This window comes from Psychrobacillus sp. BL-248-WT-3, from assembly GCF_012843435.1.
In the GTDB taxonomy this organism is placed as follows: Bacteria; Bacillota; Bacilli; order Bacillales_A; family Planococcaceae; genus Psychrobacillus.
On the sequence record NZ_JABAFC010000021.1, the window covers coordinates 1 to 26,275 of the forward strand.

Annotated in this window: 29 protein-coding genes and 2 pseudogenes; 10 read left to right on the top strand and 21 right to left on the bottom strand. The window is 36.9% G+C overall.

Annotated elements, in window-relative coordinates; all coding sequences use genetic code 11:
- Positions 1–86: 86 nt before the first annotated feature.
- On the bottom strand, positions 87–926 hold the full coding sequence (gene xerA, locus HF876_RS11590) for a site-specific tyrosine recombinase/integron integrase (RefSeq protein ID WP_169360223.1): 840 nt from the start codon (positions 924–926) through the stop codon (positions 87–89).
- A gap of 504 nt (positions 927–1,430) precedes the next feature.
- On the opposite strand from xerA, the gene HF876_RS11595 reads away from it, so the two are divergent.
- Positions 1,431–1,895 carry a VanZ family protein gene (locus HF876_RS11595; RefSeq protein WP_169360224.1) on the top strand — a complete coding sequence of 155 codons (465 nt, stop codon included), beginning with the start codon at positions 1,431–1,433 and terminating at the stop codon, positions 1,893–1,895.
- A gap of 352 nt (positions 1,896–2,247) precedes the next feature.
- On the opposite strand, the pseudogene HF876_RS11600 reads toward HF876_RS11595, so the two are convergent.
- Positions 2,248–3,018 (bottom strand): annotated as a pseudogene (locus HF876_RS11600) (MerR family transcriptional regulator).
- A gap of 486 nt (positions 3,019–3,504) precedes the next feature.
- Here HF876_RS11600 and HF876_RS11605 point away from each other — a divergent pair.
- The 3 genes from HF876_RS11605 to HF876_RS11615 all read left to right on the top strand — a co-directional run bounded on the left by HF876_RS11605 (position 3,505) and on the right by HF876_RS11615 (position 6,470).
- Positions 3,505–4,476 (top strand): arsenic resistance protein, encoded by a 972-nt coding sequence (locus HF876_RS11605; RefSeq protein WP_169360225.1) that lies wholly within the window; start codon positions 3,505–3,507, stop codon positions 4,474–4,476.
- A 435-nt stretch (positions 4,477–4,911) separates the two neighbouring features.
- On the top strand, positions 4,912–5,898 hold the full coding sequence (locus HF876_RS11610) for a papain-like cysteine protease family protein (RefSeq protein WP_169360226.1): 987 nt from the start codon (positions 4,912–4,914) through the stop codon (positions 5,896–5,898).
- Between the two features lie 176 nt (positions 5,899–6,074).
- Positions 6,075–6,470 carry an MFS transporter permease gene (locus tag HF876_RS11615; protein WP_169360227.1) on the top strand — a complete coding sequence of 132 codons (396 nt, stop codon included), beginning with the start codon at positions 6,075–6,077 and terminating at the stop codon, positions 6,468–6,470.
- A gap of 144 nt (positions 6,471–6,614) precedes the next feature.
- On the opposite strand, the gene HF876_RS11620 is transcribed toward HF876_RS11615, so the two are convergent.
- The 10 genes from HF876_RS11620 to HF876_RS11665 all read right to left on the bottom strand — a co-directional run bounded on the left by HF876_RS11620 (position 6,615) and on the right by HF876_RS11665 (position 13,803).
- Positions 6,615–7,109, bottom strand: coding sequence for a hypothetical protein (locus HF876_RS11620; RefSeq protein WP_169360228.1), 495 nt, complete (start codon positions 7,107–7,109; stop codon positions 6,615–6,617).
- 111 nt (positions 7,110–7,220) lie between these two features.
- Complete coding sequence (locus HF876_RS11625; RefSeq protein WP_169360229.1) at positions 7,221–7,745, bottom strand: hypothetical protein; 525 nt, start codon at positions 7,743–7,745, stop codon at positions 7,221–7,223.
- A gap of 75 nt (positions 7,746–7,820) precedes the next feature.
- Positions 7,821–7,994: a hypothetical protein gene (locus HF876_RS11630; protein ID WP_169360230.1), complete on the bottom strand. Its 174-nt coding sequence runs from the start codon at positions 7,992–7,994 to the stop codon at positions 7,821–7,823.
- 30 nt (positions 7,995–8,024) lie between these two features.
- A complete protein-coding gene (locus HF876_RS11635) occupies positions 8,025–8,444 on the bottom strand; it encodes a DUF2262 domain-containing protein (RefSeq protein WP_169360231.1) in 420 nt (139 codons plus the stop codon).
- A 449-nt stretch (positions 8,445–8,893) separates the two neighbouring features.
- Positions 8,894–9,616, bottom strand: a complete 723-nt coding sequence (locus HF876_RS11640; protein WP_169360232.1) for an amino acid ABC transporter ATP-binding protein — start codon at positions 9,614–9,616, stop codon at positions 8,894–8,896.
- Entirely contained in the window at positions 9,609–10,265 is a 657-nt protein-coding gene (locus HF876_RS11645) for an amino acid ABC transporter permease (RefSeq protein WP_169360233.1), read from the bottom strand. The genes HF876_RS11640 and HF876_RS11645 overlap by 8 nt, the downstream gene beginning before the upstream one ends.
- 46 nt (positions 10,266–10,311) lie before the next feature.
- The gene (locus HF876_RS11650; RefSeq protein ID WP_169360234.1) at positions 10,312–11,112 is read right to left on the bottom strand and encodes a transporter substrate-binding domain-containing protein; all 801 of its coding nucleotides are present in this window, start codon (positions 11,110–11,112) and stop codon (positions 10,312–10,314) included.
- Positions 11,113–11,118: 6 nt separating this feature from the next.
- Positions 11,119–12,444, bottom strand: a complete 1,326-nt coding sequence (locus tag HF876_RS11655; protein WP_169360235.1) for an aspartate aminotransferase family protein — start codon at positions 12,442–12,444, stop codon at positions 11,119–11,121.
- 395 nt (positions 12,445–12,839) lie between these two features.
- Entirely contained in the window at positions 12,840–13,244 is a 405-nt protein-coding gene (locus HF876_RS11660) for a hypothetical protein (protein ID WP_169360236.1), read from the bottom strand.
- A gap of 10 nt (positions 13,245–13,254) precedes the next feature.
- Positions 13,255–13,803, bottom strand: a complete 549-nt coding sequence (locus HF876_RS11665) for a GNAT family N-acetyltransferase (RefSeq protein WP_240949744.1) — start codon at positions 13,801–13,803, stop codon at positions 13,255–13,257.
- A gap of 130 nt (positions 13,804–13,933) precedes the next feature.
- Between HF876_RS11665 and HF876_RS11670 the strand changes: the two genes are divergently transcribed.
- Positions 13,934–14,638: a class I SAM-dependent methyltransferase gene (locus HF876_RS11670; RefSeq protein WP_169360237.1), complete on the top strand. Its 705-nt coding sequence runs from the start codon at positions 13,934–13,936 to the stop codon at positions 14,636–14,638.
- A gap of 7 nt (positions 14,639–14,645) precedes the next feature.
- Here the strand turns inward: HF876_RS11670 and HF876_RS11675 are convergent, their stop codons facing one another.
- Positions 14,646–15,497 carry a DUF2268 domain-containing putative Zn-dependent protease gene (locus HF876_RS11675; RefSeq protein WP_240949745.1) on the bottom strand — a complete coding sequence of 284 codons (852 nt, stop codon included), beginning with the start codon at positions 15,495–15,497 and terminating at the stop codon, positions 14,646–14,648.
- A gap of 151 nt (positions 15,498–15,648) precedes the next feature.
- Between HF876_RS11675 and HF876_RS11680 the strand changes: the two genes are divergently transcribed.
- Positions 15,649–15,897, top strand: coding sequence for a hypothetical protein (locus HF876_RS11680; RefSeq protein WP_169360238.1), 249 nt, complete (start codon positions 15,649–15,651; stop codon positions 15,895–15,897).
- A 180-nt stretch (positions 15,898–16,077) separates the two neighbouring features.
- On the opposite strand, the gene HF876_RS11685 is transcribed toward HF876_RS11680, so the two are convergent.
- Positions 16,078–16,830 carry an SDR family NAD(P)-dependent oxidoreductase gene (locus tag HF876_RS11685; protein WP_169360239.1) on the bottom strand — a complete coding sequence of 251 codons (753 nt, stop codon included), beginning with the start codon at positions 16,828–16,830 and terminating at the stop codon, positions 16,078–16,080.
- Positions 16,831–17,065: 235 nt separating this feature from the next.
- Between HF876_RS11685 and HF876_RS11690 the strand changes: the two genes are divergently transcribed.
- Both HF876_RS11690 and HF876_RS11695 read left to right on the top strand, forming a co-directional pair.
- Entirely contained in the window at positions 17,066–17,254 is a 189-nt protein-coding gene (locus HF876_RS11690; protein WP_169360222.1) for a hypothetical protein, read from the top strand.
- A gap of 38 nt (positions 17,255–17,292) precedes the next feature.
- Positions 17,293–17,809, top strand: a pseudogene (locus HF876_RS11695) (helicase).
- 209 nt (positions 17,810–18,018) lie between these two features.
- Here HF876_RS11695 and HF876_RS11700 read toward each other — a convergent pair.
- From HF876_RS11700 to HF876_RS11730, 7 genes are all read right to left on the bottom strand, one after another.
- The gene (locus HF876_RS11700; RefSeq protein WP_169360240.1) at positions 18,019–19,152 is read right to left on the bottom strand and encodes a bifunctional cystathionine gamma-lyase/homocysteine desulfhydrase; all 1,134 of its coding nucleotides are present in this window, start codon (positions 19,150–19,152) and stop codon (positions 18,019–18,021) included.
- Between the two features lie 4 nt (positions 19,153–19,156).
- Positions 19,157–20,086, bottom strand: coding sequence for a PLP-dependent cysteine synthase family protein (locus HF876_RS11705; protein WP_169360241.1), 930 nt, complete (start codon positions 20,084–20,086; stop codon positions 19,157–19,159).
- Positions 20,087–20,557 (bottom strand): S-ribosylhomocysteine lyase, encoded by a 471-nt coding sequence (locus tag HF876_RS11710; protein WP_169360242.1) that lies wholly within the window; start codon positions 20,555–20,557, stop codon positions 20,087–20,089. It abuts the gene before it with no gap.
- Positions 20,558–20,570: 13 nt separating this feature from the next.
- Positions 20,571–21,212 (bottom strand): class I SAM-dependent methyltransferase, encoded by a 642-nt coding sequence (locus HF876_RS11715; RefSeq protein ID WP_169360243.1) that lies wholly within the window; start codon positions 21,210–21,212, stop codon positions 20,571–20,573.
- Positions 21,213–21,400: 188 nt separating this feature from the next.
- Complete coding sequence (locus HF876_RS11720; protein ID WP_169360244.1) at positions 21,401–21,883, bottom strand: NUDIX hydrolase; 483 nt, start codon at positions 21,881–21,883, stop codon at positions 21,401–21,403.
- Positions 21,884–21,925: 42 nt separating this feature from the next.
- Positions 21,926–23,770 carry an SLC13 family permease gene (locus HF876_RS11725; RefSeq protein ID WP_169360245.1) on the bottom strand — a complete coding sequence of 615 codons (1,845 nt, stop codon included), beginning with the start codon at positions 23,768–23,770 and terminating at the stop codon, positions 21,926–21,928.
- Positions 23,771–23,896: 126 nt separating this feature from the next.
- Positions 23,897–24,391, bottom strand: coding sequence for a GNAT family N-acetyltransferase (locus HF876_RS11730; protein ID WP_169360246.1), 495 nt, complete (start codon positions 24,389–24,391; stop codon positions 23,897–23,899).
- A gap of 128 nt (positions 24,392–24,519) precedes the next feature.
- Here HF876_RS11730 and HF876_RS11735 point away from each other — a divergent pair, with 128 nt between their 5' ends.
- A complete protein-coding gene (locus tag HF876_RS11735) occupies positions 24,520–25,521 on the top strand; it encodes a S66 family peptidase (RefSeq protein ID WP_169360247.1) in 1,002 nt (333 codons plus the stop codon).
- Positions 25,522–25,888: 367 nt separating this feature from the next.
- Entirely contained in the window at positions 25,889–26,191 is a 303-nt protein-coding gene (locus HF876_RS11740; RefSeq protein ID WP_481900288.1) for a YolC/YozM family protein, read from the top strand.
- Positions 26,192–26,275 lie beyond the last annotated feature (84 nt).

The following is a 26,275-nucleotide window of genomic DNA, read 5'->3' on the forward strand; positions in this document are numbered from 1 at the left end:
ATAAAGCCGGTGAAATTTTACTTATTGTAAAATTTCATCGGCTTTTTCATTTAAGAGGATGGTTTTGTCCCAGTCTCCTTTTGCATTTAAAAGTACTTCTGATAATACTCTTTTCTTAACCTTCCGCTTAGCTGAGCATAGATCTTAGTGGTTTCACTCTTCTCATGCCCCATAAGACTCTGTATGACTTCAATAGGAGCTCCATTATTCATCAAATGAGTTGCGTAGCTGTGCCTAAGTTGGTGTGGATGAATTTCTTTATTAATTTCGGCACGATTGGAGATCCGCTTGATGATGTATCGCATTTGGGCGACACTCATTTTGTGCGGCTGTCTTGCTGTCACAAAGATGGCTGGATTATGGTCATTACGGCTTTCTAAATAGCGTTTAAGCCATATGTCACAACGTGTATTAAAATATACCTCCCTTTCCTTATCACCTTTACCTCGAACGATCGCCGATTGATTGGACCAATTAATATGGTTCTTTTCTAACGAAACTATTTCTCCAATTCGACAACCGGTAGAAAACATGAATTCAAAAATCGCTTTTTCCATTGGGGAATGACAGGATTCACGAAGGTGTTCGATTTCCCGTTCTGTTAAATACTTAGGTATCCGCTTCCCTACTTTGGGTTCTTTAATTTTGGAAGTTGGATTCTTACTAAGGTATCCTTCTTCATGAGACCAACGAAAAAATGATTTCATAAAGCGAATACGATGTGCAAGACTGGCTGGTTTTAAATGCTTACCGGATACAGCAAGATATTCCTTTAGTTGATTTGTATCCAGCAATGCCATCTCTACGTCTTTAAAATAACCAATTAATAGCAAAGACTGTAATTGGTAGGCCTTCAACGTTTGTGGCGAAAAGCCCTCTATTCGCTTATCCGCTTCAAACGAAGCCCATGCTTTTGACAGTAACAATTTTATTCCCCCTAAAATAGTAATATTAAAAGGATTATTGCCAACTTAATAGAATTATAGACAAAGGGTGTATTTTGACTAACGCCGCAGTTTATTTGAAGAAGTCATTTTTTGAAAGATGTCGAAGTAGTTAATATAGGCAGTATGGCAATAACCGGGAGTGGATTCAATTGAGACTATTCAGCTTGATACAATTATTAACGGCTATGATTGCGTTTGTTATTTATTTTTATTTTATTGAACCTGTTATTAAACAGAATGTATGGTTCAAATTTTTGATATTTGCACTAGTTTTCTTTACTCTAAGTTATTTTTCCAAAAGGTTTGAAGGACATTTAAAATTTTTAGATAAACGGATTGATAATCAACTTAGTGTATGGATTGTAATTGGTTTAATTTTCATTCCTTTATTCATTATTTTTTGAACTAATGGGTGCTTTACTTCAAGAAGGAGTAAAGCCATTTTCTTATTGAACAAAAGGATATCAAGTACAGGGGGATAAAATGAAAAAAGTAATAAAGATTGTTCTTAACATAAGTTTCGTGTTTTATTTATTTGCATTAGTAGTTCTATTGTTCTTAGGCACTAGAGGCTTTTTATGGTCTGGTATAACAATGATAGAGTATATAAAGAACTCATCTAATTTTATACCCTTTAAAACTATAAATACATATATAAGGGCATTGTTTGACGGAAGTATGAATATAGATATACCTATTAAAAATCTCTTTGGTAACTTATTTATGTTTTTGCCAGCGGGGATTTACTTACCTTACTGCATAAGAAAGGCAAAAGAGATAAGTGTTTTTATAATTTCGTTGAGTATATTGCTAGTTGTAATTGAAGTAGTTCAAGTAGTTACTAGAAGAGGAAGTTTTGATATTGATGATTTTATTCTTAATATGCTTGGTGCTTTAATAGGATTTGGAATTTGGAAAACAAAGTTTGTTCAGAAACTGCTTAGATAGAACAGTAATTTTAACTAACGAATGCTTTAGTAAAAAATCGGACATCAAAATAAATAAGCATGGAGATACATTTCCCAGCTACCCCCTTCATCATTTGAATGGGGGATTTGTTTTTAGCTGTTTATTCACTAAATGCCCCCAAACCAGCTTTGGTAGCATTTTAGGGGGGCGTAAGAATTTTGAAGATTTACTGCTATAAGAAAATCTAAACATAAAAAAACCTAATTTCTCGGTTTATAAGTGAGAAATTAGACTTTAGTTACTTTATTAAATCGCCCTATAATGGAAAATCAAGTGTGTTGTTTTAAATAAGATAGACCAACTATAATTTAAGAGTATAGCTCATTAATATCTATTCCATTTCTTCTTGCTGAATATAATATTCTATCGCTTGTTCAAACCATTTTTGTTCATCTTCTGTAAAAGGAGAAGGTGTCATATTATCAAATTCTTGAAAATCAGGTTCTCCTTCTATATTCGTATCAGCGAGTTTTTGCATCAAATCCTCATCAAAAAATGAAAAAACTCCTTCTATATAGTTCTTAATCATTCGCTGTACTTTCAGGTCCTCTACGGGTTTACCCTATAATTGTTTCACTTCTTTAGACAATTGAGTAAACGTTTTATCTAAAGAGATTTTTTCTTCTTCCGATTTCTTTTCTAACTCTTCCATGATATCCGTTAACATATGACGATTAATCCATTCTTCTTGTATATGGTCAGTACGCATACCGTGAAGAAGGGTAAATAATAAGTTACTATCCACTGTTCCCTCTTCCTCCATTAACCTAATTACTCTATTAATAGATTTCATTGACTGTTCGATTTGTTTTTTTTCTTTTTCTAAAGCTTGAAAATGAAGAGACAAGCTTTCGTTTAAATCAACGGTAAAGCTTGTTTTATTTAATAAATTTTTTATTTCATCCAAACTATATCCTAGGAATTTTAAACTTATAATTTTTTGCAATATTATAATATCTTGATAATTGTAAATGCGATGCCCTGAAGAAGGATTCTTTTCTGGTCGTAATAAACCAATTTCATCATAGTAATGTAAAGTAGGAATAGGTAATCCTGTCTTTTCTGAAAACTCCCCAATGGAAAACCTGTTATTGTTATTCATCAAAATTCCTCCCAACAAAAGTATAAGTTCATTATAAAACCTCAAGTAACTTGAGGTTCAAGGGATAAATTTGAAATTGATATATTGTCACACTATTCCCGTTTATTCAACAATGCTGTACAATCTCAGTTATTGCATAAGACTCTGCATATTACTGATCGTTGTAAATCCACAAAAATCTGGCGAGAACCCAAAAGGCGGCATAATTTTTGCATTGATAACGCATTTAAGGAATTAAGTTCATAAAGTCATAGAAAAGATTGTGAAGTATTGTACTTAAACTAACGCGTGCTTTACTTCAAGAAGGAGTAAAGCCTTTCTTCTTATTGAACTAAAGCGGCAGTTTAGTTGAAGAAGCAAAATTGATTCTACTACGGTAAAACTCTATGTTGCTTGTAGTGTTGCTTTATAAAAGTTCATCATCTAAACTATGAACTGCAGATTTAATGTAACTAATATCTAAAAATCAGAGGAGAAATATTATTCATGATTACTAGAGAACAACTTGAAAATAACCAAGTTTGGCTATATGTCATGGTATTAGTAATGGCAGCTGGATTTGGACTAATAGTTCCTGGTTTTTCAGGACAATTAGATGTTACGATTTCTGTGGTCATCGCTATTTTGATGTATAGTATGTTTTCACAGATACCTTTTACATCCTTAAAAAAGTCGTTTGCAAATAGACGTTTTATTTGGGCTCTATTAACGGTTAACTATATAGCAGTACCTATTGTGGTATGGCTTTTATCAAAGTTATTGCCCGAATATCCACCATTATTACTTGGTGTCTATTTAGTTTTACTAACCCCTTGCATAGACTATGTAATTGTTTTTACAGCTTTAGGTCGTGGAAATGAAAAGCTGATACTGATGTCAACACCGATTCTTTTCATTACGCAAATGCTCCTTTTGCCTCTGTATTTATGGCTGTTTATGGGAGAGGATGCAGCAGGAATCGTAGAACCTGTTCCATTCTTGGAAGCTTTTTTTGGTCTCATCGTTATCCCACTAGGTATTGCTATTGCTATACAGTTGTATGCAAGAAAAGCACCTGTTGGCAATAGAATATTAAATCTATCAGCATGGCTGCCCGTTCCTTTCATGGCACTAACCCTTTTTGTCGTCGTTGCGTCTCAAATCGGTAAATTATCTACCTACATGGACTTAATTATCAAAGTCATTCCGATTTATATTGTCTTTATGATTATTGTGCCTGTTATTTCTCGGTTCATAGCCAAGTGGTTTAAGCTCGATATAGGTTCAGGTCGTGCCCTTATCTTCAGTGGCTCAACACGCAATTCGCTTGTGGTACTTCCTCTCGCCTTAGCGTTGCCTGACGAGTTAAGCTCGTTGGTAGCTGCCGTAATCGTGACGCAGACAATCGTTGAGCTTGTGGGGGAACTAATTTATATTCGATTAGTACCTAATATACTTTTACGTAAAGAAACAACCTAAACGGTTATTCAACTAACGGGTGCTTTAGTAAAAAATCAATGTCAAAGCAAGATGAGCTGGTAGGAAATATCCTAGCTCATTTTTTATGTATATTTAAAATCAGCCTTTACCTTTAACATAGCTTTATGTTAATAAGCTGAGCAAATTTCCTTAAAAGCATTTTACAGATTAAACACGAACATTAACTATGTATTGATTGGAGTGACAGATGAATGCTAATCGCTCACCCTGCGTAGGGTGTCCAGCTAGATGTAATTTAAACTATTATTAAAAAGCATATAAATTTCATTATTCTTTTTTCATTGTTCGTATTTGACTTAAAGCTAATTTCAAAATAAAGTAAAAAAATAATATAAATCGATCTATTGATTTGTTCCCTACTTTCTATATAATAAATTCTTGTGTTTCAAAAAAAGAAGAAAAGGATGGGGATAAATGAAAAGAACCCTTACAGCAGTTTTAGCATCCGCAATGCTATTATTATTATCTGCGTGCTCAGAGAACACAGATTCACAAGCGGAGGTTAACAAGGAAGTAGACACAAAAGCGTCAGCCGAAACTACTGTGGCAGTTAAACCAACTATGATTAAAGGCGAAGACTATGATGAAAACGGCGGTGCTGATGCCTATGCAGAAGCTGGCGATAACAAAGAGTCTCGTTATTTTAAAGCCCCTGATTTTTACAACATGAAATCAGATGATCAATTACTACTAATCGAAAATTTCCAAACGATGCAGCAAACAACGGAATGGTCTTGTGGACCTGTTACCGCATTAATGGTTGCTAACCATTTTGGCTTCACAGACATGACAGAAATGGATATTGCTGAGCAAATGAAAGCAATGACCGACTTGGACACTCCAGGAGCAAAGCCTGGTTCTGCAAACAACTTCCCAGAATACGGGACAGACGTTAGCCAGCTCCATAATTTCTTTACTAGTCTAGAGGGCTTTAAAGTGGTAGAGACAAGCTATAAGGTGAATTATGCAGCAGACGATCTAATTCAAGAAGCAGATGGTGAAACCGGAAATAATGTAGGAAACCTTCCTGCTACTTTCACATGGAACAGCTTATATGCTTCTGAAAATAGTGAAACTACTGAAGCATGGGTAACAGATGCTAAGGATAGCTATTTTGTTAAATGGTTAACTGGCCATCTTTCTAATGACCGACCAATTATGGTTGAGTGGGCAGATTGGGATGGACATTGGCAAGCCATTATTGGATATGATAATAATGGAACACCAGGTATTGGTGATGACATGCTTATCTTTGCAGACCCGTATGATACATCTGACCATTGGCAGGACGGATATTACTTCTATCCATTAGAAAGATGGTTCGGTATGTGGAACGATCGTAACATTGCACCAAAACCATTCCAATTACAGCCTTACATCGTTGTGGATTATACTAAATAGATTTAAAAGAGAGTCATGACATTGTCATAACTCTCTTTTTTTTGTTAATACTTAATAAGTAATCACTAAACAGTTTCTAAAAATCTGTCGATTGCTTTCTACTCTCTAATTTCATATGATAATAAAGCAAACAATCAACACGTTGTTCAGTACTTTATTATAAAGGAGAATGTTAAGTGAATAAAAAATATATATTAATGTTTGGTTCATTGATTATAGCTTTAGGATTAGTGATTGCAGCGCTAGTTACCGGTGACGATATAGTTACTTATCTAATAATATTCTTTTGCGTAGGTTTAGGTCTTGCTTTACTTCGTTTAGTAGTAAATGGAGCTATCAAAAAAATGAAGGGAAAAAGCATCTGGACGAAACTTCTCTTCTTCGCTGTTCTCTTAGGTTTTGGTCTACCTTTCCAAAACTGGTTCCGTAAAGACGTAATCTTTGCGATGGATTCTGATTACATTGTTCGATGCATCATCATCACTGTAATGGGAATTATCTTTATGACGTTCCTTTTTGGGATGCTGTTCAACAAAAAAAGTCAGCCAGCAGTTGAAGTAGATGTAGATTAGTAAGCAGGGAAAAGCACTTACTGCTTTCAGGAGATATTCTTATAAAAAATAGCCCATCTTTTGCATATATAAACGTCAAAAAGGGGCTATTTTTTATAGGGCTTAAATTTAACGAATGTTTAGCTAAGCCAGTAAAAGTGCTTCTTACTCCTTAAACTCTATTAAATCTGCAATTATATACTGTTTTTCTACAAGCTCTTTATTGTCAGTCCATGAAACTGTAACTTTTGAATCCTCGAACGCTTTTTTAATGTTCTCTTCCGATAATCCTTTTGCATAAAAAACCACTTCTTGCTGATATTCTGCAAAATTTTCACTTGGATTATCTTGTTCACCCTCACTTCCATGCCAATAACGATCCACTCCATCTATACTATTTAACGTATTTCTCCAGTCTACATCTATTTCTATTTGACGATCTGTTACAGCGTTCGTGTTTTCCATAAAAAATTTAAATTTTAATACTTTGAAGTCTTCTTGCTGGGGGTCATTTAAATCCTTAGTGCCACCAACGCTAGCATATTCCTCATCACTAATAGTAGAAATTATCGTTTCCACTTCTATTAGTGGTTCATTATTACAAGCAGTAATTAGAAATTGAAGCAATAAAACTAAGAACAATAAACTATACCGTTTCATACTTTCCTCCTCTCAAAATAATTCAATAACTCTCTATACTATGTAAAAATAAGTCTAATAATAAATTAGCTTTTTATTTATAAACCTGATAGGCAATGAGTACGTTTAGAGTCACGTTTTATTTTCTTTTAGTTGCTTTAGTAAATAAATACATAGCGGATTTATATAGTCAGCCTTACAATAATCACTTAATAACAATCTATTAAGCCCTCTACTGTTAAATGGAATTGTTTCTACTCTTTTGAATTCTGGAAGTTCTCCTTTACTATATAATTCATTTTTATAATGTTTATGTATTTCTTTTACTTCTTGAGAAGTTAAATCAATGGTTACTCGATTTATTAAAACTAATGATTGGCCTCCACGTTTTATTAGCCATGGACTCAAAGGTGACAAACACATTATTTTAGTAAGGTTAATACCTAGCTCTTCTTGTATCTCTCTTATTATATTTTTGTGTATATTAATATGCCCTTCTTCTATATCATTTTTGTCTAAGCCACCAGCAACTAATTGAATTCGATCCGGATTGGCTGTGCCTTCATTCATATGACCATAAACTAGATGTTGGTCCGAAGTAAGGACAAGTGTAGCAGGATAGACAACGGTGCAGTCGTACTCCGCTGATAACTCCATTTTCCTACTATAAAGAAAATGAGCATAGTCAGTGTGGATAAGGGAAATGAATAAATCATTTTCATCTTCTTGAATTTAATGAACAGTAAAGACCTCCCCTCTTCTAAAAGTATTTTGTCTGTTGATCGTTTCCCAGTATTGATTTACTTTTGACTTAATTTTGTCTGGTAAGTTTATTTCCTTTTCTAAGACACTGATTTTTATATTACTAGGTGACTTTTCTAAACTAATAGTGTTGGAAAATGTCATATGTTCCTCCTGATCATAATATTATTTCGTTCATCCGTATATTTGAGCTTCTTGATACAAACCGTTTTCATCAACATCTACTACTATCGTGTGACCCCAGAATAAGTCCCCGTCGTCATAGTACAATTCGGCATTTCCCTCACAAAAAATTAAAATCCCTTGTATATTAATTCGTTTTTTAAATTCATTCTTACTGATTATTTTGCCTTCATTCCATACTTCATTATGTAGTTTTAATAAATCCCCTGCTATTTTTTCTTTATATGATTCATTCATTACTCTTGTTTTCCTAAAGGTATTTTCGGCTAATTTAAATACCAGTTTTTTATCATAGGACTCAGGAGAAATAGTTACATCTATAAAATAATCAGTCGCTATTTCCACTTTTCCATGATAGTTTCCTCTCTCCTTGTCATAGACCAGCCCATCAAAATTCAATCCACTGTTCATATTTACACCCCTTTACAAATTGAGGATTGTTTACTTTCATTATTTCATCACCCTCTATAATTCTACAAAGCTAGTAAAATTCCTTTCTTTATAGCTATCCTTATTGAGTCTGATTTGCTTTATCCAAACCAAAGGCTTTGTAAAAGTTAAAGAGTCAATATTTGTAAGATGCCAATGTATTTGAAGTGTTACACTTAAACTAATAGTTCAGTTTGTGAATAAATTGCTCAGTAGTAGATGGGATGGATGAATCATTAATATAGATACTGATTCACTTATTCAAATTATAATTATTTGGGGACTGCCGGCTTTTATGGTTTTTAGAGGTTATTTAAAAATGAATACTGAAATAGTCCTTCCCTTCATACCCTTACAATTAACAACAAAAAAGCAAGCCCAATGTTTTGAGCTTGCTGTAGTCTGCTTTGCTTTTATTATTTCTTAAATCCTTATAAAACCTTCTCTAAAAACTCTTTTGCACGCTCTGACTTTGGAGAGCTAAAGAATTCGACAGGAGGGGTGTCTTCGACTAAAACTCCACCATCCAAAAATAAAATACGGTCTGCTACTTCTTTTGCGAAGTTCATCTCATGTGTCACGATGACCATTGTCATACCTGATTCTGCTAAGTCCTTCATAACAGCTAAAACCTCTTTTACCATCTCTGGGTCTAAGGCAGAAGTTGGCTCATCGAACAACATAACAGAAGGGTTCATTGCTAACGCACGGGCAATTGCTACACGCTGCTTTTGACCGCCTGATAAACGATTTGGATATTCCGAGCGTTTCTCAAAGAGTCCGACTTTATGTAAGAGGTCATCTGCAACAGCTATTGCCTCTTCCTTTGATTTTCCTTGAACATTCATTGGTGCATACGTTAAGTTTTCTAGTACCGTTTTGTGAGGAAATAAATAAAAATGTTGAAATACCATTCCTACATTTTCACGTACCTTCATAATATTAGTTTTTTTATCTGTTACAACATCATTGCCTATACTAATCACACCACTAGTAGGCTCCTCCAGTAAATTCAAGCAACGTAAAAAAGTAGACTTACCAGAACCAGAGGGCCCTATGATTGCAATTACTTCCTGTTCCTTAATTTCAGTGGATATGTTTTTTAAGACTTCATTTTTTCCAAATGATTTATATAATTTTTCTACTTTAATCACTTCTACTCATCCTCTTTTCTAGCTTTTTGCCAAGGAATGATAAAATAAGTGTAAGGATATAGTACATCACTCCAGCAATCATTAATGCCTCTAAGTAACGATAAGAAGATCCGCCCACGACGTATGCACGGCGCATAATGTCTAGTGCACCAATTACTGTTACAATCGCTGATTCCTTCGTTAATGTGATAAATTCATTCATAAGGGAAGGCATGATATTTTTCATCGCTTGAGGAAGAATAATATCCTTCATCATCTTCGAATAAGGTATACCCAAAGCTAAAGAAGCCTCTAACTGCCCCTTATCAACAGCATTAATCCCACCACGAATAATTTCAGAGATATAGGCACCTGAATTTAATCCAAATGCTATAATTGCTGCTGGCATCGGATCTACCGTAATATCAAAAAGCTGAGGAATCGCATAGTAAATAATCATTAATTGTAATACAAGGGGAGTTCCTCTGAAAATAGATGTATAAAAATCTGCTAATAGACGTAATACAGTTATTTTCCCTATTTTACATAGAGCTAACAAAATCCCTAAAATTAAACCTAAAATTGTGGCTCCCACAACTATTTGAAGTGTAACACCTATTCCTTTTGCAATATAAGGAATAGAGGGAACGACTGCAGAAAAATCTAACATATCGTTACCCTCCTTTCTATTCAAACTATTATATTTTTTATCTATATTATTCTGCTTCTACTACAAACCATTTTTCTCTAAGCTCGTCAATTTTTCCTTCTTCAATTAACTCATTAATAGCTTTATCAAACTTCTCTTTCAGCTCACTGCCTTCAGGGAAAACTGCTGCTTTAGTATCTATTTCTTCTACTACTATTGGGAAGTAAGTTAAATCTTTGTTACGCTGTGTATAATTTTCAGCTACTACATCCTCTATAACGGCTGCATCAAAACGCTTAGTCATTAGCTCTTGAATAACCTCTGGGATTAAGTTACGGCTCTCCACTTTCATGTCTACTGTTTCTGCTAATTCATTTGCTAGCTCTTCTTGAACAGATGAGATTTGAACCCCAACTGTTTTACCAGCTAAGTCTTCCACTGTTTTAATACCACTGTCTTTTTTAGTCACTACCATTTGTACTGTTTCGTTGTAAGGGATAGAAAAATCTACAACTTCATCGCGTTCTTCTGTTGGTGACATTCCTGCTAATACGAAGTCTAATTTACCTGCTTGTATCGCTGGGATTAATCCGTTGAAATCAATGTTTTCTACTTCAATCTTATATCCTAGCTTTTCAGCGATTAAATTGGATAGGTCAATATCAAAACCAATAATCTCTTCGCTCTTTGTTGGATCGATAAATTCAAATGGTGGATAGTCAGCTGAAGTCCCCATTTTTAATACTGGTAATTCCTCAGAAGGTGTAGAACCCGATCCAGCATCCTCTTTCGCATCGTCTTTAGTTCCACAAGCAGCTAGTAAAGCAATAATCATTGTTAGCATGATTAGAAATAACTTGTTTTTCATAATGTTTTACCCCTTTATCTCATTTATTTTTATTTCATTTGTATATCGAATAATTGCTTTTTCAAGCATTGTTAAGCCATCATCAATTTGTTCCTTTGTTACCGTTAATGGAGGTATCATACGGATTACTTCACCGACGTTTCCACAAAGATAGAAGAGCACGCCTTCTTCTAGTGCATAGTCAAGAATTTTCATCACGGCTTGTCCATCTGGCTCTCCAGTTTCTATATTAGAGATTTCGATACCAATCATTAAACCGACAGAACGGACATCGCTAATGATTGGATATTTTTCTTTTAGCACGTTTAACTTTTCAGTTGCATATGCTCCTACAACTTTAGAGTTTTCTACTAGGTTCTCTTCATGGAGAATTTCTAGTGTAGTTAAGGCAACTGAACAAGCAATGGGATTTCCACCGAATGTTGTCCCATGCATTCCTAATGGCCACTTCTTCATTAATTCCTTAGAAGCAACGGTTGCACTTAAAGGTAAACCAGACGCAATTCCCTTTGCAATGGCCATAATATCGGGAGTAACCTCGAAATATTGTGCAGCAAACCATTCTCCTGTTCTTCCGAAACCAGTTTGAACCTCATCAAATATTAATAAGATTCCATGCTCATCGCAAATTTCTCGAATTCGCTTCACCCATGATTTAGGAGGGATAATGTATCCACCCTCACCTAGTACTGGCTCTAAAATAACGCAAGCAACTTCTTCTGGAGTTACTTGGTGCTTAAAGAGTCTCTTAAAGTCTTTATCTAGCTGCTCTACACAATATACTTCTGGATCCATTCCCTCTGGACAGCTCTTCGCGTCTGCATAAGGAATCTGGTACGATAAATGAGATGGCTGTAAAAATTTTCGATACTTACTTTTAGACGTTGTGACACTTAGTGCACCAAGTGAACGACCGTGAAAGCAGCCCGTAAATGAAACAACATACGGTCTCTCTGTTACAAATTTCGCTAGCTTTAATGCTCCCTCGATAGCCTCTGTCCCACTATTGGCGAAAAAGAAACAGTCTAAATCTCCTGGTAACACTTCTCCAAGATTTTTGGAAAGCTGTAGAATCGATTCGTACATAATAACTCCTGAAGGCCCATGAACTAATTGATCCGCAGCATCTTTAATACTTTGAACTACTTTCGGATGACGGTGTCCGGTATTTGTAACGGCAATACCTGATGTAAAGTCTAAATATTTCTTTCCATCCGCTCCAAAATAGTAGCAGCCTTCCTCTTTAACTATTGGAATATTAGGATGATCCTTTGCCATACTCGGTGCTAAAAAATCTCCCATATTATTATATAAATTTAGCCAGTTATCCATCTTATTCACCCTTACTTTTCATCCACTATCAGATAGCTATTAATTTAGTAATCTGTTTTATTTCTAGCTAATGGATTTTTCTAATATTTATATAATATATGCCTTTATGTATAATTATACAATAGGTAATTTAGGGAAATTAAAAGTTTAAATTTCTCGAATTTTCAATTTAATGAATTTGGGCATTACTATAAGAAGAAAACATGAGGGGGATACATAATCAACCTAGTTTCAGGCACTTGAAGTAGTACAGATATATAGAGGTAAACACTAGTGGTTAGAAGTCGTTCTAGGGGAGAGAGAGTACTGGCTCAGACCACGCGTAGCGGATAAACTGCGGCTATGAGGTAGACAAGAAAGCCCCGAAAATTTTTCGGGGCTCCACGCCTCATACCTTAAATATGCTCAGTAACTTCTCGGTTCAATAACCACTGCCCGTTTCTCTCTTCCCAATCCTCTATTGTAAAGAATCGAGTCAGCTCTTGTCCGTTCTTTTCAATAATCATTTCATAAAACACAACGAATCTGTTAGGATCACGTTGTCTAATAATACGATGCTCAAATCTTTTCTTTGCACCCTGCAACGCTTCCACTGACTCTCTCATTCCCTGTATAGCCTCGGGACGGTCAAAGAATTCTGGTCTTTCCACATGGCTATTAAAAAAAGTAACATAGTAATTATTAGTCATGATTTCAAGACCTGCAGTATCCCCTGAATACATTGCTACGTTCCATGCCTCAATGAAGTCGTCGTGTGCTTTCGAAAATTGTTCAATTGACGTTTGAAATAGATCTGCCATCATATACCCCCTATGATTTTGTATTCCATTCACGATTCAACATGCTGTAAAGAAGTGAATTTCTCCACCCATCGTCTAATAGGATATTCTCTCTTAGTAGTCCTTCTTGCTTCATACCTGCTTTCTTTAAAACCCTTTCAGAAGCACTATTTCTTGCATCACAGGTGGCATAAATACGGTTAAGTTTTAGTTCATTAAATCCATAATCAATTAAAATATTGGCAACTTGAGTAGCTATACCCTTTCCCCAAAAATCTGGATTTATTATATAGCCTATTTCTCCACTTTTGTTAGACAGGTCTATATGAAATAACTCACCTGCTCCTACCATTTTGCAGTTTTCTTTATCAATAACCGCAAACACGTACCTATTTCTTGTTTCCTTCTTGGTCTCTGCTAAAACTTCCTCTAAATAAGCTTTAGTGTCCTCGAAACTATTTGGTCCCCATGGTTGGTATTTACAAACCTCTTCCTTTGATGCATACGAATGAATATCTATCAGATAGTCATTTGTCATTTCAGTTAAGTATATGGTGCTATTTCCTGGTACATTCTCCATTTTTGAAATCTCCTATTTCTATTACTCTTTCTTTATTTATTCTCTTTAACCTACTGTTTTCCCTTTAATCAACCTAGCAGGTTAGTCTTTTTGTGCATATGATATTGTAACTAATTTAGGAGGTTGCTTCATGTCAAATAAATACCTAGATTTACTGTCTTATTTTGGGATCGGAAGTGCGCATCCAGGGGGATTTGGATTAACACAATTTATATTAGGGAAAGAAAAAATTCAGGCAGCTCAGTCAGTATTAGATATAGGGTGCGGTACAGGAAAGACCTCCGCTTTCTTAGCTACAAAGTATGGTTGCAATGTAACTGCTGTCGATAATCATCCAATTATGATTGAGAAGGCGAGAGAAAGGTTTAAACCATTGGAGGCTGACATTCACTTAATCGAAGGGGACATTACGTGTCTACCATTAGAAAGCGACTCGTTTGACATTATTATTTCTGAATCGGTCCTTGTATTTACGGATATTGCACTAGCTTTGAGTGAGGCTGCTCGTCTATTAAAAAAGGACGGAAAGCTACTGTTGATTGAAATGACGGGAGCTTCTAATGCTTCGGAGGAAGTAAAACATAAAGTGTTGGAGCTTTATGGGATTCAACAGCTGATGGATGAGGAAGAGTGGAAAGAAATTTTAAAAAAGGCTGGTTTTTCACATATAGAGATATTAGAAAACCCAGCCGATATGAACCCAGTAGAAATTGAAGACATGAATCCATCCAGTTATATTGACATGACACTATATGAAGTCTGGGATGAGCATAATCAATTTTTAGCTGATTTTGGAAACATGATAGGCTATAGAATTTTTAAATGTCAGTTATAAACGAAGATTAAGGCTTTGGAGCAAAATCAGATCCGTCTATTATTTCCTTAGTTGGTTTGTGATATAATTCGCCCTTTGGAAACGGTCCATGATTTTTTACGTAAGTATCGACTATTTGATAGCCTATATTGTAGCCTATCCACTTTGGAAAATAGCTTCTGGGACGACCAAATAAAAATAGCTGATGATTTTTTACACCTTCTAACCCTAGGGATGGCACGAAACGGTGCTTCCATATCTCGGTAGCATCCGCGTAAGGATAAAGCGCTATCCATGGGGCTAGCAGCTTTTCACCACACTCCTCTTTTACAGCATACTCTCCCAAGCCTTCTATAATCAAAGAGTCTGCCAACGTTGTTTGTGAAGGGGTAAGATCTAAGAAATTTAATCTGCATACGTGATTATATTCATGTACTAAGGTCGCCTTTATCTCTTCTTCTGAAAGGTCCTTCGATAAAAATAAAAATAATGCTTTTTTATAAGCAACACCATTTTTTACAGGTAAAGGCTCTCTTGCCTGACTTGTTCCTTTTAATTTTATTGGGAATATATAAATCGGAACTTTTGGACCACCCCACCGCTTTCGTAACCGTTTGTATTCGTTGTTTACTAATTCCCAAACCTTCCTTTTTTCTAGCTCCCCTACAGTTTCCGATAAGCCTTCCCATTCATTTGGCTCAAATAAACCGTATTGTAAAAGCTCATAGTGCACAGCCTCTCTAGTTTCATTCGGGAAAACCTCCATTAGGGGTTCACATAGGATTTCCCCTTGCCGAAGATAGATTTCCTTCCCATCTTTCTTCTCGCATGCTTCTATAAATTGATATAACCATTTAGAGGTTCTAATGACAGCCAACATCTCATCCTTTTCTCTTTATTCTTTTATATGTTCGATTTGCTTGAAAACTTATGTCTATAGTAAATAGACGATTGTCTACCGTGAAAACTTTCATACGGCATATGTTATAAAACATACTTGTATGTAATTTTTTGAGAGAGGGGGACAAAAAATGAGTCAGTCACAAGTGTATAATTTATGCTGTAAATATCATGGACAAAGAGTGCGAATCACGGATAAACAAGGAAAAATGCATGTAGGAAGAATTACTAAAGTAGATCAAAACATGGTATGGATTCGTCCTGAGAACAACTTTGGAGGATATGGATTTGGGTTTTGGGGCTTTGGACCAGGATTTGGTTATGGTATTGCATTAGGTGCCATAGCAGGTGTTGCATTAGCTGGGGCCTTTTTCTGGTAACACTTCTCGTTTGTATTTCTTTCGTTTTGGGAATAGGCTCGGACCTATTCCTTTTTTCATTTTTGTCCGACTAGGATATTTCTATACTTAACTAACAAGCTCTCAACTACTTATATAAAAAGCACACCACAAAAGTGGTATGCCTTAATGTTATAGTATGCAATTGTCTAAATAAGTTACCTAGACAGCAGTAAATCCTCCATCAATTGGTACAACAGCACCATTTATATATTTTGCCTCACTCATCAACAGGAACGCCACTAATTCTGCAACTTCCTCTGGTTGTCCTAAGCGACGCTGTGGAATACCCGCAGAGACCGTTTTAAATAGCTCAGGATTCGCTTCTCTATATTGTTTCACCATAGGAGTTTCCGTTGACCCTGGTGCCACTGCGTTAATCTGAATACCTTGGTTTGCATATTCTGCTGCTATGGATTTCGTAATTCCTACGATACCATGCTTCGTTGCCGAGTAGCTCACGACACCATCCTGCCCTACTAATCCAGCAGTAGAGGAAGTATTCACGATGCTACCTCCACCATTCTTAATCATTTCAGGTAGCACATAGTATAAACCATATAAAGCTCCTCGAAGATTTATATCTACTACAAGGTCAATCTGTTCAATCGAATTGTCCAAGAATTTCTTACCTGGGCCAGAGATACCTGCATTGTTAAAGAACATATCCACTGATCCGAAGGTTTCCACTGTTTTTTCTACATACTTTTTAACCTCTTCAGCCTTCGTTACATCAGCTTTGATAAAGATGGCCTTAGCTCCTTTTTCTTCTACCAAACGAACCGTTTCATTTCCTTGCTCTTCCGAAACATCAATAATACTAATATTGATGCCTGACTCAGCTAATTTTAATGCCGCCGCTCTTCCTAGGCCGCCACCTCCACCTGTAATAATTGCTGCTTTAGTTGTATTCATTTAAATTACTCCTTTCTTTCTACACCTGTCTATCTTTAATAATTCCCTATGTCATTGGAATAAAACATTATTTCGCAATAGAAAAAAATAGAATAAATAATTTTAAATTCCGCATATTTATTACATTCAACTCACTTTTCATATATAGTTAATAAATGTAATATTTAGTTATTTATTTAAATTTTAGGCGATTATTTAAAATCTTTATAAAAGACTTTTTGGGGGGTAGAAGTAGTTGGAAATACTGCTATGGATTCTTGGTTTAATCATTTTGTACGTAGTCATTTATACAGCAGTGAGGGATGCAATAGAAAAGTCCGAGGTCGGTAAAATTATCATTAAAAGGTTTGGAACAAAAGATGAGCTAGTATCATTAAGTGATCTAGAAATTGAAAAGGAATTAGAAAACGAAGAAAGAAAATAAAGTTACGCTACTAAAATAAACACTGTTTTTAAGGAGGGATACTAGATTTGGGTGACTCAGCTATTACTAGAACGCTAGAGATTGGTGGACTAACAAAATTTCATTATTCAGAAACTCGAAAACCATTCTATTAGGCTGAATGAATACGCAGAAAAGCTACTATCTGCTGATAAATTCTCTCCTTCTAAAAATAAGTATAGTGTTACTACGGTTACGCTAACCGTCAGAGAACTTGGTTTCCGAGAAGGAGCCACAATGTCTCAAATATTTAAACGAGCGAGCGAAGTAGGTTTAAATCTCTGTCCACTTGAGGTAGGTCCCTATCTAAGGTTAGAGTTATTAGACCAACCTGAAGGAAATACAAAAATTCAAGTCCCGCAACAAGCCCCCTCTGGCTCTATCACAGTAGCGTCAGAAATAGTCAGTGAAGACGATAATTTTCCAAAAGGCTTTTACCTTAGAAAGATTGATGGATTATTGTGGTTACGCGGATACATCGCAGATGATTTACACGTTTGGAACAGTGAGGATCACTTTATCTTTTGTTGCCAATAAAAAGAGACCCCTAGTAGTAAAGGGGTCTCTAGAAATTTATTCAACAATCTGCAGTACCGAATGTACTTTATCACCGTTCGTACGGTTTTATCACCGTTCGTTTCTATTTATCACCGTTCATACGGTTTTATCACCGTTCGTTTCTTTTTATCACCGTTCAAGGAGATTTTATCACCGGTAGGTTGTTTTTTTAATAATTGAACATTTATTTATCTTAGGGCTTGCTCTAGATCTTCTATTAGATCCTCAACATCTTCAATACCTACAGAAATGCGAACTAATCCATCGGTAATACCTAATTCTGCTCTTCGTTCACTCGGAATTGAGGCGTGAGTCATACGTGCAGGTACGGAGATTAAGCTTTCTACAGCTCCCAAGCTTTCCGCAAGAGTAAAGTATTTTAACTTCGCCAACAGCTCATCTGCTTTTTCTGCACTTCCAACGTCAAAGGAGATCATTCCTCCAAATCCTGTAGCTTGTTTTTGCATCAGGTCATGGCCTGGATGAGAAGAGAGGCCAGGATAAAATACTTTTCCGACTGCATCGTGATCATTTAAAAACTCTGCTATTCGTTGGGCACTTTCATTATGCTCTTCCATACGTAAGCCTAGTGTTTTAATCCCTCGCATCAGCAGCCAGGAATCCTGCGGTCCGAGCACAGCACCAACGGAGTTTTGTACAAAATGCAGCTCACTCGCTAGCTCCTCGGAATTAACCACTGCAAGACCTGCTACTACGTCACTATGGCCTCCTAAATATTTTGTGGCACTATGCACAACGATATCTGCACCAAGTGCAATTGGCTGTTGGAAATAAGGAGTCATAAACGTGTTATCCACTATGGTTAAGAGTCCCTTTTCCTTTGCATATTTTGCTATAGCTTCTATGTCTGTTACCTTCAATAAAGGATTTGTTGGAGTCTCCAAGAAAATAGCCTTCGTATTTTCCTGAATAGCTGCCTCGACATTAGAAAGATCCCCTGTATCGACGAATGTAGAATCGATTCCAAAACGATTCAATACTTTAGAAATCACTCGGAATGTTCCGCCATACACATCGTCCGTTAATAGGACATGGTCGCCCTTACTGAAGAGCATCATGATCGAGCTTGTCGCAGCCATTCCGGAAGAAAAGGCAAAGCCTGCTACTCCACCCTCTAAATCACTGATTAATACTTCTAATGCATGTCGAGTCGGGTTACCTGTTCGTGAATACTCATAGCCTTTAAATTTACCAACGGCTTCTTGCTTATACGTACTCACCTGGTAAATCGGTGTGGATACGGCACCTGTTGCTTCATCTCCAACGATTCCTGCATGAATAAGCTTTGTTTTTGCGCGCATTTATTTATTCCTCCTTGAATAATTCATATACCTTCTGGCTCAAATAGCGTTCACTAGAGTCCGGAAAGATGGTAACGATATGACTTCCCTCTAATACCACCTCTGCTTCCTTCATTGCTGCGTAGAAGGCAGCACCTGAGGAGCTTCCCACCAGTAAGCCTTCTTTTTTGGAGAGTCTACGCAACTCTGCAAAGGCGTTCTCATCACTAACGGTATGAATGGCATTGAAATAAGATGAGTCCATAAACTCCGGTAAAAACTCCATGCCTATTCCTTCGGTTGCATGAGAGCCAGCTTCTCCACCATTTAAAATGGAACCTACAGGCTCTACGATTACTGTTTTTATTTTTTTATTCCGTTCCTTTAAAAAGGTGGACGTGCCCATAAAGGTTCCACCCGAGCCAGCTCCAGCTACAAACACATCAATTTGTCCCTCTAAATCTCTCCATAGCTCTGGACCAAGTGTATGCTCATAAGTTTTTGGGTTAGCAGGGTTAGAAAATTGAGAGGGTGAAAAAGCACCTGGTGTGACTTTCACTAGCTCCTGCGCTTTCTTAATAGCCCCTTGCATACCTAATGCTGTGTCCGTATTTATGACCTCTGCACCCAGTGCTCGCATAAGGGTCTGCTTCTCGAGACTAAACTTTTGAGGAACTACAAACTTAACCTTATACCCCTTCCCAATTGCTGCGAGTGCAACACCAATTCCGGTATTCCCTGCTGTAGGCTCTATGATTGTCCCACCAGGAGTAAGCTTACCGGATTTCTCTGCATCCTCGATTAACGCTAGACCAAGACGATCCTTCACGCTACCACCTGGGTTTAGGTATTCAAGCTTTGCAAATATGCGGCAATTGTTAGGAATAGATATATTATTTATTTCTATTACGGGTGTATTTCCTATCAATTCTTGCACGCTATTAAAAATATTCATTTATGCTTCCTCTTTATAAATTTGTCGCCATTCATCTTTTTTAGAAAGCATTTCAGAAGCAATTTCTTTTGCTCCCTCTAAACTATGGCTAGCTGCCCACCCGCACTGTACCTCATTACAAGCCGGTACCTCCGTTGCTTGCAGTACATCCTCTAACGTCTTTTCAAGAATGACAAGAATCTCATCATAATCCTCATGATTTATGACGGATAAGTAAAAACCAGTTTGGCAGCCCATTGGACTTAAATCTACGACTTGATCCGTATGGTTACGAATATTTTCAGCCATTAAGTGCTCCAGAGAGTGTAACCCTGGCATTTCCATATGTTCTTTGTTTGGTTGTTTAAATCTAATATCATATTTGTATATTTCATCGCCATGTTTTCCTTCTTTTGTTCCTGCTAGGCGTATAAATGGTGCTGCTACTTTTGTGTGATCAAGGTTAAAGCTTTCTACGTTCATTTTTTTCATTATAAATCGCTCCTTATTTTTTCGTTGCGTCCATAATCCAGACATAATCATTCATCTTCGAGAAATGTGCTTGAAATCCTGCTTCCTCGAATAATTCCGTTAGAATTGGAATCGTTGTATAGTATTCTCTTTCTAAATCGTCTGCTACGTTGTGAAAGTTTCTAGCTCTTTCTTTTTTAATCTGATCTAGCTTTGCTTCCTCTGTGATAAACGCAGTATCCGCAAATACTATCTTGCCGTTATGTTCGAGAAGTTCGGAATACAGCTTTAGAGCCTTTCCTTTTTCCTCATCCGTTAGATGATGAAATACAAAGGAACTAACAATTGTATCTATTTTTCCCTCTCCAATTTCAAATTGAAGTAAATCACCGTCTAGAATTTCCTTATCCGGAAATCGTTTTGCCGTCATTTCTCTCATTTTTTCATTTGGCTCGAAGCCAATTACACTTAAATCTTTTTCCACTAACAGTGCTGTTAAATTACCCGTCCCTGTACCAAACTCTATTATAGAAGTACCGGAAATTCGATTAACTACTTCATTTAAAATAGAATCATAGCCTTCAAAAACATCACGATATTCTGGGTCTTTTCCTGACACCGATGCGTCGTAGGACTCTGCCCATCCATCAAAAATATTTACAAATTCTCTACCCATTCGTCTAACCCCTTTTATGAAGTGTATTAAACCAAGTTGTTTACTTTGAATTAACACTTTTAGTTATATCATATTCAGCAGACTAATAAAAGGAAGATGTTACTATTTTTTTATTACCCTTTCTGGAAGGTAAAAAACAAAAAAAGAGCAAACCCTTTAAGGCTAGCTCCTGTTTATATCTCATTTGGTTATATGGTTCTGTTTAATTTTAATTCAAATGAAGGATTAGTTACGTATTCCTGATACACTACTTTACCCTCAAATTCCAAATAGACTTGATATCTCTTCCTGATTGCATCAGCCGTGATCATGCTAAGTACTTCATCCTTTGATACCCATAGTACTTCAGAGGTCTCCTCAGAAGTGCATAGCTCCCCACCAATTGGTTTACAAACAAAATCAAACATTACTTTAGTAGGGACGTCCGTAATGCCATCGTACCATTTATACATACCGGTATTTGAATAAACCCCTATTAAATAGGATACCTCTACGTCAATCCCGCTTTCTTCTTTTATTTCTCGCGTTAAACCATCTATCAGGTTTTCTCCCACCTCTATTTGGCCGCCTGGGTAAACCCACCCGCCATGCTCTGTTTTCACTAAAAGAATTTTTCCCTCTTCATTTTCTACGATACCCCCTGCTGCAGCGATATGAGTTGGCATTTTCATATATCTTCCCCCTTTATTAACTTTATGAATATTTTACCATTTTTATAAAGGGAAGAATATTGGAATAACAATCATCATAACTGCAAACATAATAAGCTGTAATGGGATCCCTGCCTTTACGAAGTCGAAAAATTTATAGCCCCCAGCCGTCATAACTAATGCATTGGTCGGCGAGGCAACCGGAGTTGCAAAAGCCATTGATGACGATACCGCAATAGCGATTAAGAAAGTATATGGATTAGCTCCCATGCTAAGGGCAGCAGTCATGGCAATTGGTGCAAACAAAACTGCCGTAGCCGTGTTAGAGATAAATTGCCCAAATACCATGGTGATAAAATAGATTCCTGCCAAGACACCTAATGCCCCAAAGTCCCCTAGAAGATCGATAATGCCTTCCGATAAAATCACCATACCACCTGTCTTTTCTAATGCGGTGGCCATTGGAAGCATGGCGGCTATGAGTATGATACTTTCCCAGTTCATCTTTCCATAGGCATCATCCATGTTACGTAAGCATCCGGTCACAACCATTAACACCGCACCTATTAAAACAGAAATTACGGCAGGAAATATTTCGGAAATCATTAAAATAATCATTAATAACATAATAGCTCCAGCAATCGGCGCCTTACCACTAGCTGCCGCCATACTTGCGTGTTCCTTTGGTTGGCCAATAACCACTACATCATTGGTAGCCTTTGCGAGGAGCTCAATTTCCTCCCATGCCCCTTGTACTAGTAGGGCATCCCCAAAGCGTAGACGGACATCTGCCATTTCGCTTAGTACATATTCCCCTTTGCGATTTACGCCAAGAATGTTTAAATTATATTTTTCGCGGAACTTAATACTCGCTATCGTTTCATTAATTAATGTGGAATGGGGAGTCAATAACACCTCCGCGATTCCAAGCTGTTTGGAAACTAATAAGTCCGGCATCGAATCATCGTCATCTACTTCTAACAAATAATCCTTTGCTAGCTCCTCTGTTCTCTTTAAGGAACCTTGAATATAAAGGACATCTTTTGCCTGGACTGTACTGAGAGGACCAGCCATCTCTTGGTACGTCATTGGTAACAGATTGATCCCCTCTGTGGATTTGCGGTCTATCTTCAAAATCGCTAGATGATACTTTGCCGGTAGCTTTAGATCGGTCAACTTCTTTCCAATCATTAAAGAATGCTCAGGAACCTTCAAGCGATGAAGATTTCCCCCAAGCTCATAATCAATCGCTAGCTGTTTAGGCGATAGCTTATGACCCGCACCTACAGCATCTTTCTTTTTGCCATTTGGAAGAACTACATTTCTCGCTACAACAAAATATAAAATACCTACAATAATAGCAATTATACCAACCGGCGTAATTTCAAAAAATCCAAGCTTTTCATAGCCATTGTCTACTAGTACCTGGCTGACAATAAGGTTGGCAGGCGTTGCTATTAAGGTCAATAAGCCAGATAAACTGCTAATATAAGACAGTGGAATTAAATATTTGGACGGGCTGCTATTGATGCTAATTGCAATACTAATGACGATTGGCAGCATTAATGCAACCGTTCCTGTATTACTCATAAATGCACCAACACTACCCGTTATTATTAATAATAAAATAAATAGCTTTTGTTCACTTTTACCAGACCATTTAAGAAGGAGATTACCCGCACTTTGGGCAAGTCCAGTTCTTACTATGCCTGCTCCTACGACAAATAAACCTGCTATCATAATGACTACAGAGTTAGAAAACCCAACAAGCGCCTCGTTCGGCTCTAAAATGCCAGTAATAACAAATGCTAAAAGTGCAAGCAGTGCCACTAAGTCGGCTCGTATTCGATTGCTTATAAATAAGACAATACTAATTGCCAATATACTAAAGGTTATTGCTAACTGCATATCTAAGTGAGCTCCTTCTTTTTTTGTCTCCTTTATTATATAAAATGTTTGGAAGAAGTACTCGTCATATGGTTAAAGGTTGTTACAAAGTCTTTAAAGTTCATCAAGTATGTATGGATCACAACCCTATCCCTTATTTACACTGTTGTAGCCTGCATGAATAGCATCCCAGTCATGCAGTCTAGCCATCCTCTTTTCTATGCTGTCTAACGGCTTAAATCCAAACTGTTCATATAAGGAGTGCGCATCCTTGGTAGCCAAGTGAAAATTTGTTCCCTTTAAGTTCGGATGCTCAACAATAACACTCATCAGCCATTTGCTTAAGCCCCTCCCCCTGTAATCAGGTAAAACAAATACATCTCCTAGCCATGAATGCCTCACTAAATCTGATACTACTCGAGCAAACCCTACCTGTCTGGCTGCACCAGATGTTGGGTCTCCCTCATATATGCCGTAGCACAATACAGAGTTATTTATGGAAGCCTCCACTAATACTCTCGTTACTCCTTTTAACCAATAGGATTCGTTCGTTAAATAATTATAAATCACATCTATATCTAGTAACCTCTTATCCGTACTAATATAAAACCCATTGTTTTCTAATAAAATATGATCATTCATAACCTAACCCCTTTTTTATTTAATATATCCTTTTTATACAAGAATTGAAATACTAATCTAAATTCTCAAAAACTTCTAGTTAGGCTGCTATTTTTCTTTTATAGTATGTATAAAGGAGTGGAAGCTTAATGACTTTACTAAACAGACTAAAAAAGGGAGATAAAATTGGAATTTATTCACCCTCTTCCCCAATTACCTATTCCTCCCCTACGCGCTTTGCACGCTCGAAGGCTTTTATTCAATCAAAGGGATTTGAGATAGTAGAAGGAAGCTTGACAGGAAAACACGATCACTATAGATCAGGTAGTATAATGGCACGGGCAGAGGAACTAAATGAGCTGATCCGAAATCCTGATGTTCGATGTATCATGTCTACAATAGGTGGTACCAATTCCAATGCCATTCTCCCATATATCGACTATGAGGCGTTTAAAAAGGATCCCAAAATTGTAATCGGCTATTCGGATGCAACAGCAGTTCTATTAGCACTTTACGCCCAAACAGGAATACCAACCTTTTATGGTCCAGCACTCGTCCCTTCCTTTGGAGAGTTTGAGCCATTCGTCAATTATACATATGACTATTTCAATCAAATGCTAATCGAGGAGCAGCAGGCACCGTATGTCATCCCAACCCCTCCCTATTGGACAGATGAAATGGTAAACTGGGAGGTTAAAACAAAAGAAAAGGATCAGCGAGAAAATGAGTGGGTTTGTCTAAATAAGGGCATCGCTAAGGGCCGACTTATCGGCGGCAACCTTAACGCCATGTATGGTTTTTGGGGAAGCCCCTATATGCCAAGCATTAAAGCAGGCGACATCCTCCTAATCGAGGACACGATGAAATCCGCCTCTATCGTGGAGAAAAACTTCAATTTATTAAAGGTCAACGGCGTATTCAATCGAATTGGAGGAATAATCCTTGGCAAGCATGAGCTATTCGATGATGAAGGAACAGGCAAACAGCCATCTGATATACTACTGGAAACAATCGGAGACCTAAATATCCCGATCCTAGTAGACTTCGACTGCTGCCACACACATCCAATGCTAACGATGCCAATCGGCCGACAAATCAAGCTAGATGCTACGAGTAAAGAAGTTACGATAATGGAACAATGGATTAACTAACGATCGGATCCCAAGGGGTTAGTTTTATATTGTGGACTCAGGTAAAGTAGCTGGCTTGGTGCGGGAAATTGAAAAGTGTTGCGTCTTCGGCGTGAAGTGTTGCGCTAATTCTGGAAGTGTTGCGGATATCCTATAAAGTGTTGCGGGAATTATAAGTGTTGCACATATTGGACGAAGTGTTGCGCTAATCGGAGACAATCCGGAATCTTGCAGAGATAAAGGAAAATCTTGCGCTAATCCTCCTCAACCTTGCGGAGACGAGGTAGAACCTTGCACTAATCGCTCGAAACCTTGCAGAGATGGTGCGGAACCTTGCACAAATGCATAAAGAAGGAATAGAAACTTTGGAGGTGATACTTTGAAGAAAATGAAGTTAGGTTTATGTATAGTTGTATCTGGATTTATCATCTTTTTCGTACAAGAAAAATTTGGAGGGAACAAGACAGCAGATGGTATTGATAAGCTGTTTTCTGGTCAAATCTATGATTATGCAAAAGAGGAGTTTACTGTCCATGGTATGGGTTTAAGTCCTGAAGAAAAAGTTTTTACAGTTAGAATTGCAGAAGCACAGTATAAAGAACAAGCAAAGGAATACTTTAGAGACATTTTAAATTCTCACTATATGGAGAGTTATGGACTTGAGGTATTCGTTGATGTAACTTTAGAATAAAAAGTAAAAATAAATCAACATAAAAATGAGCTGGGAGAAAATAAACTGTACCCTATAGAGTAGACACTTTAAAAAGAGTCTACT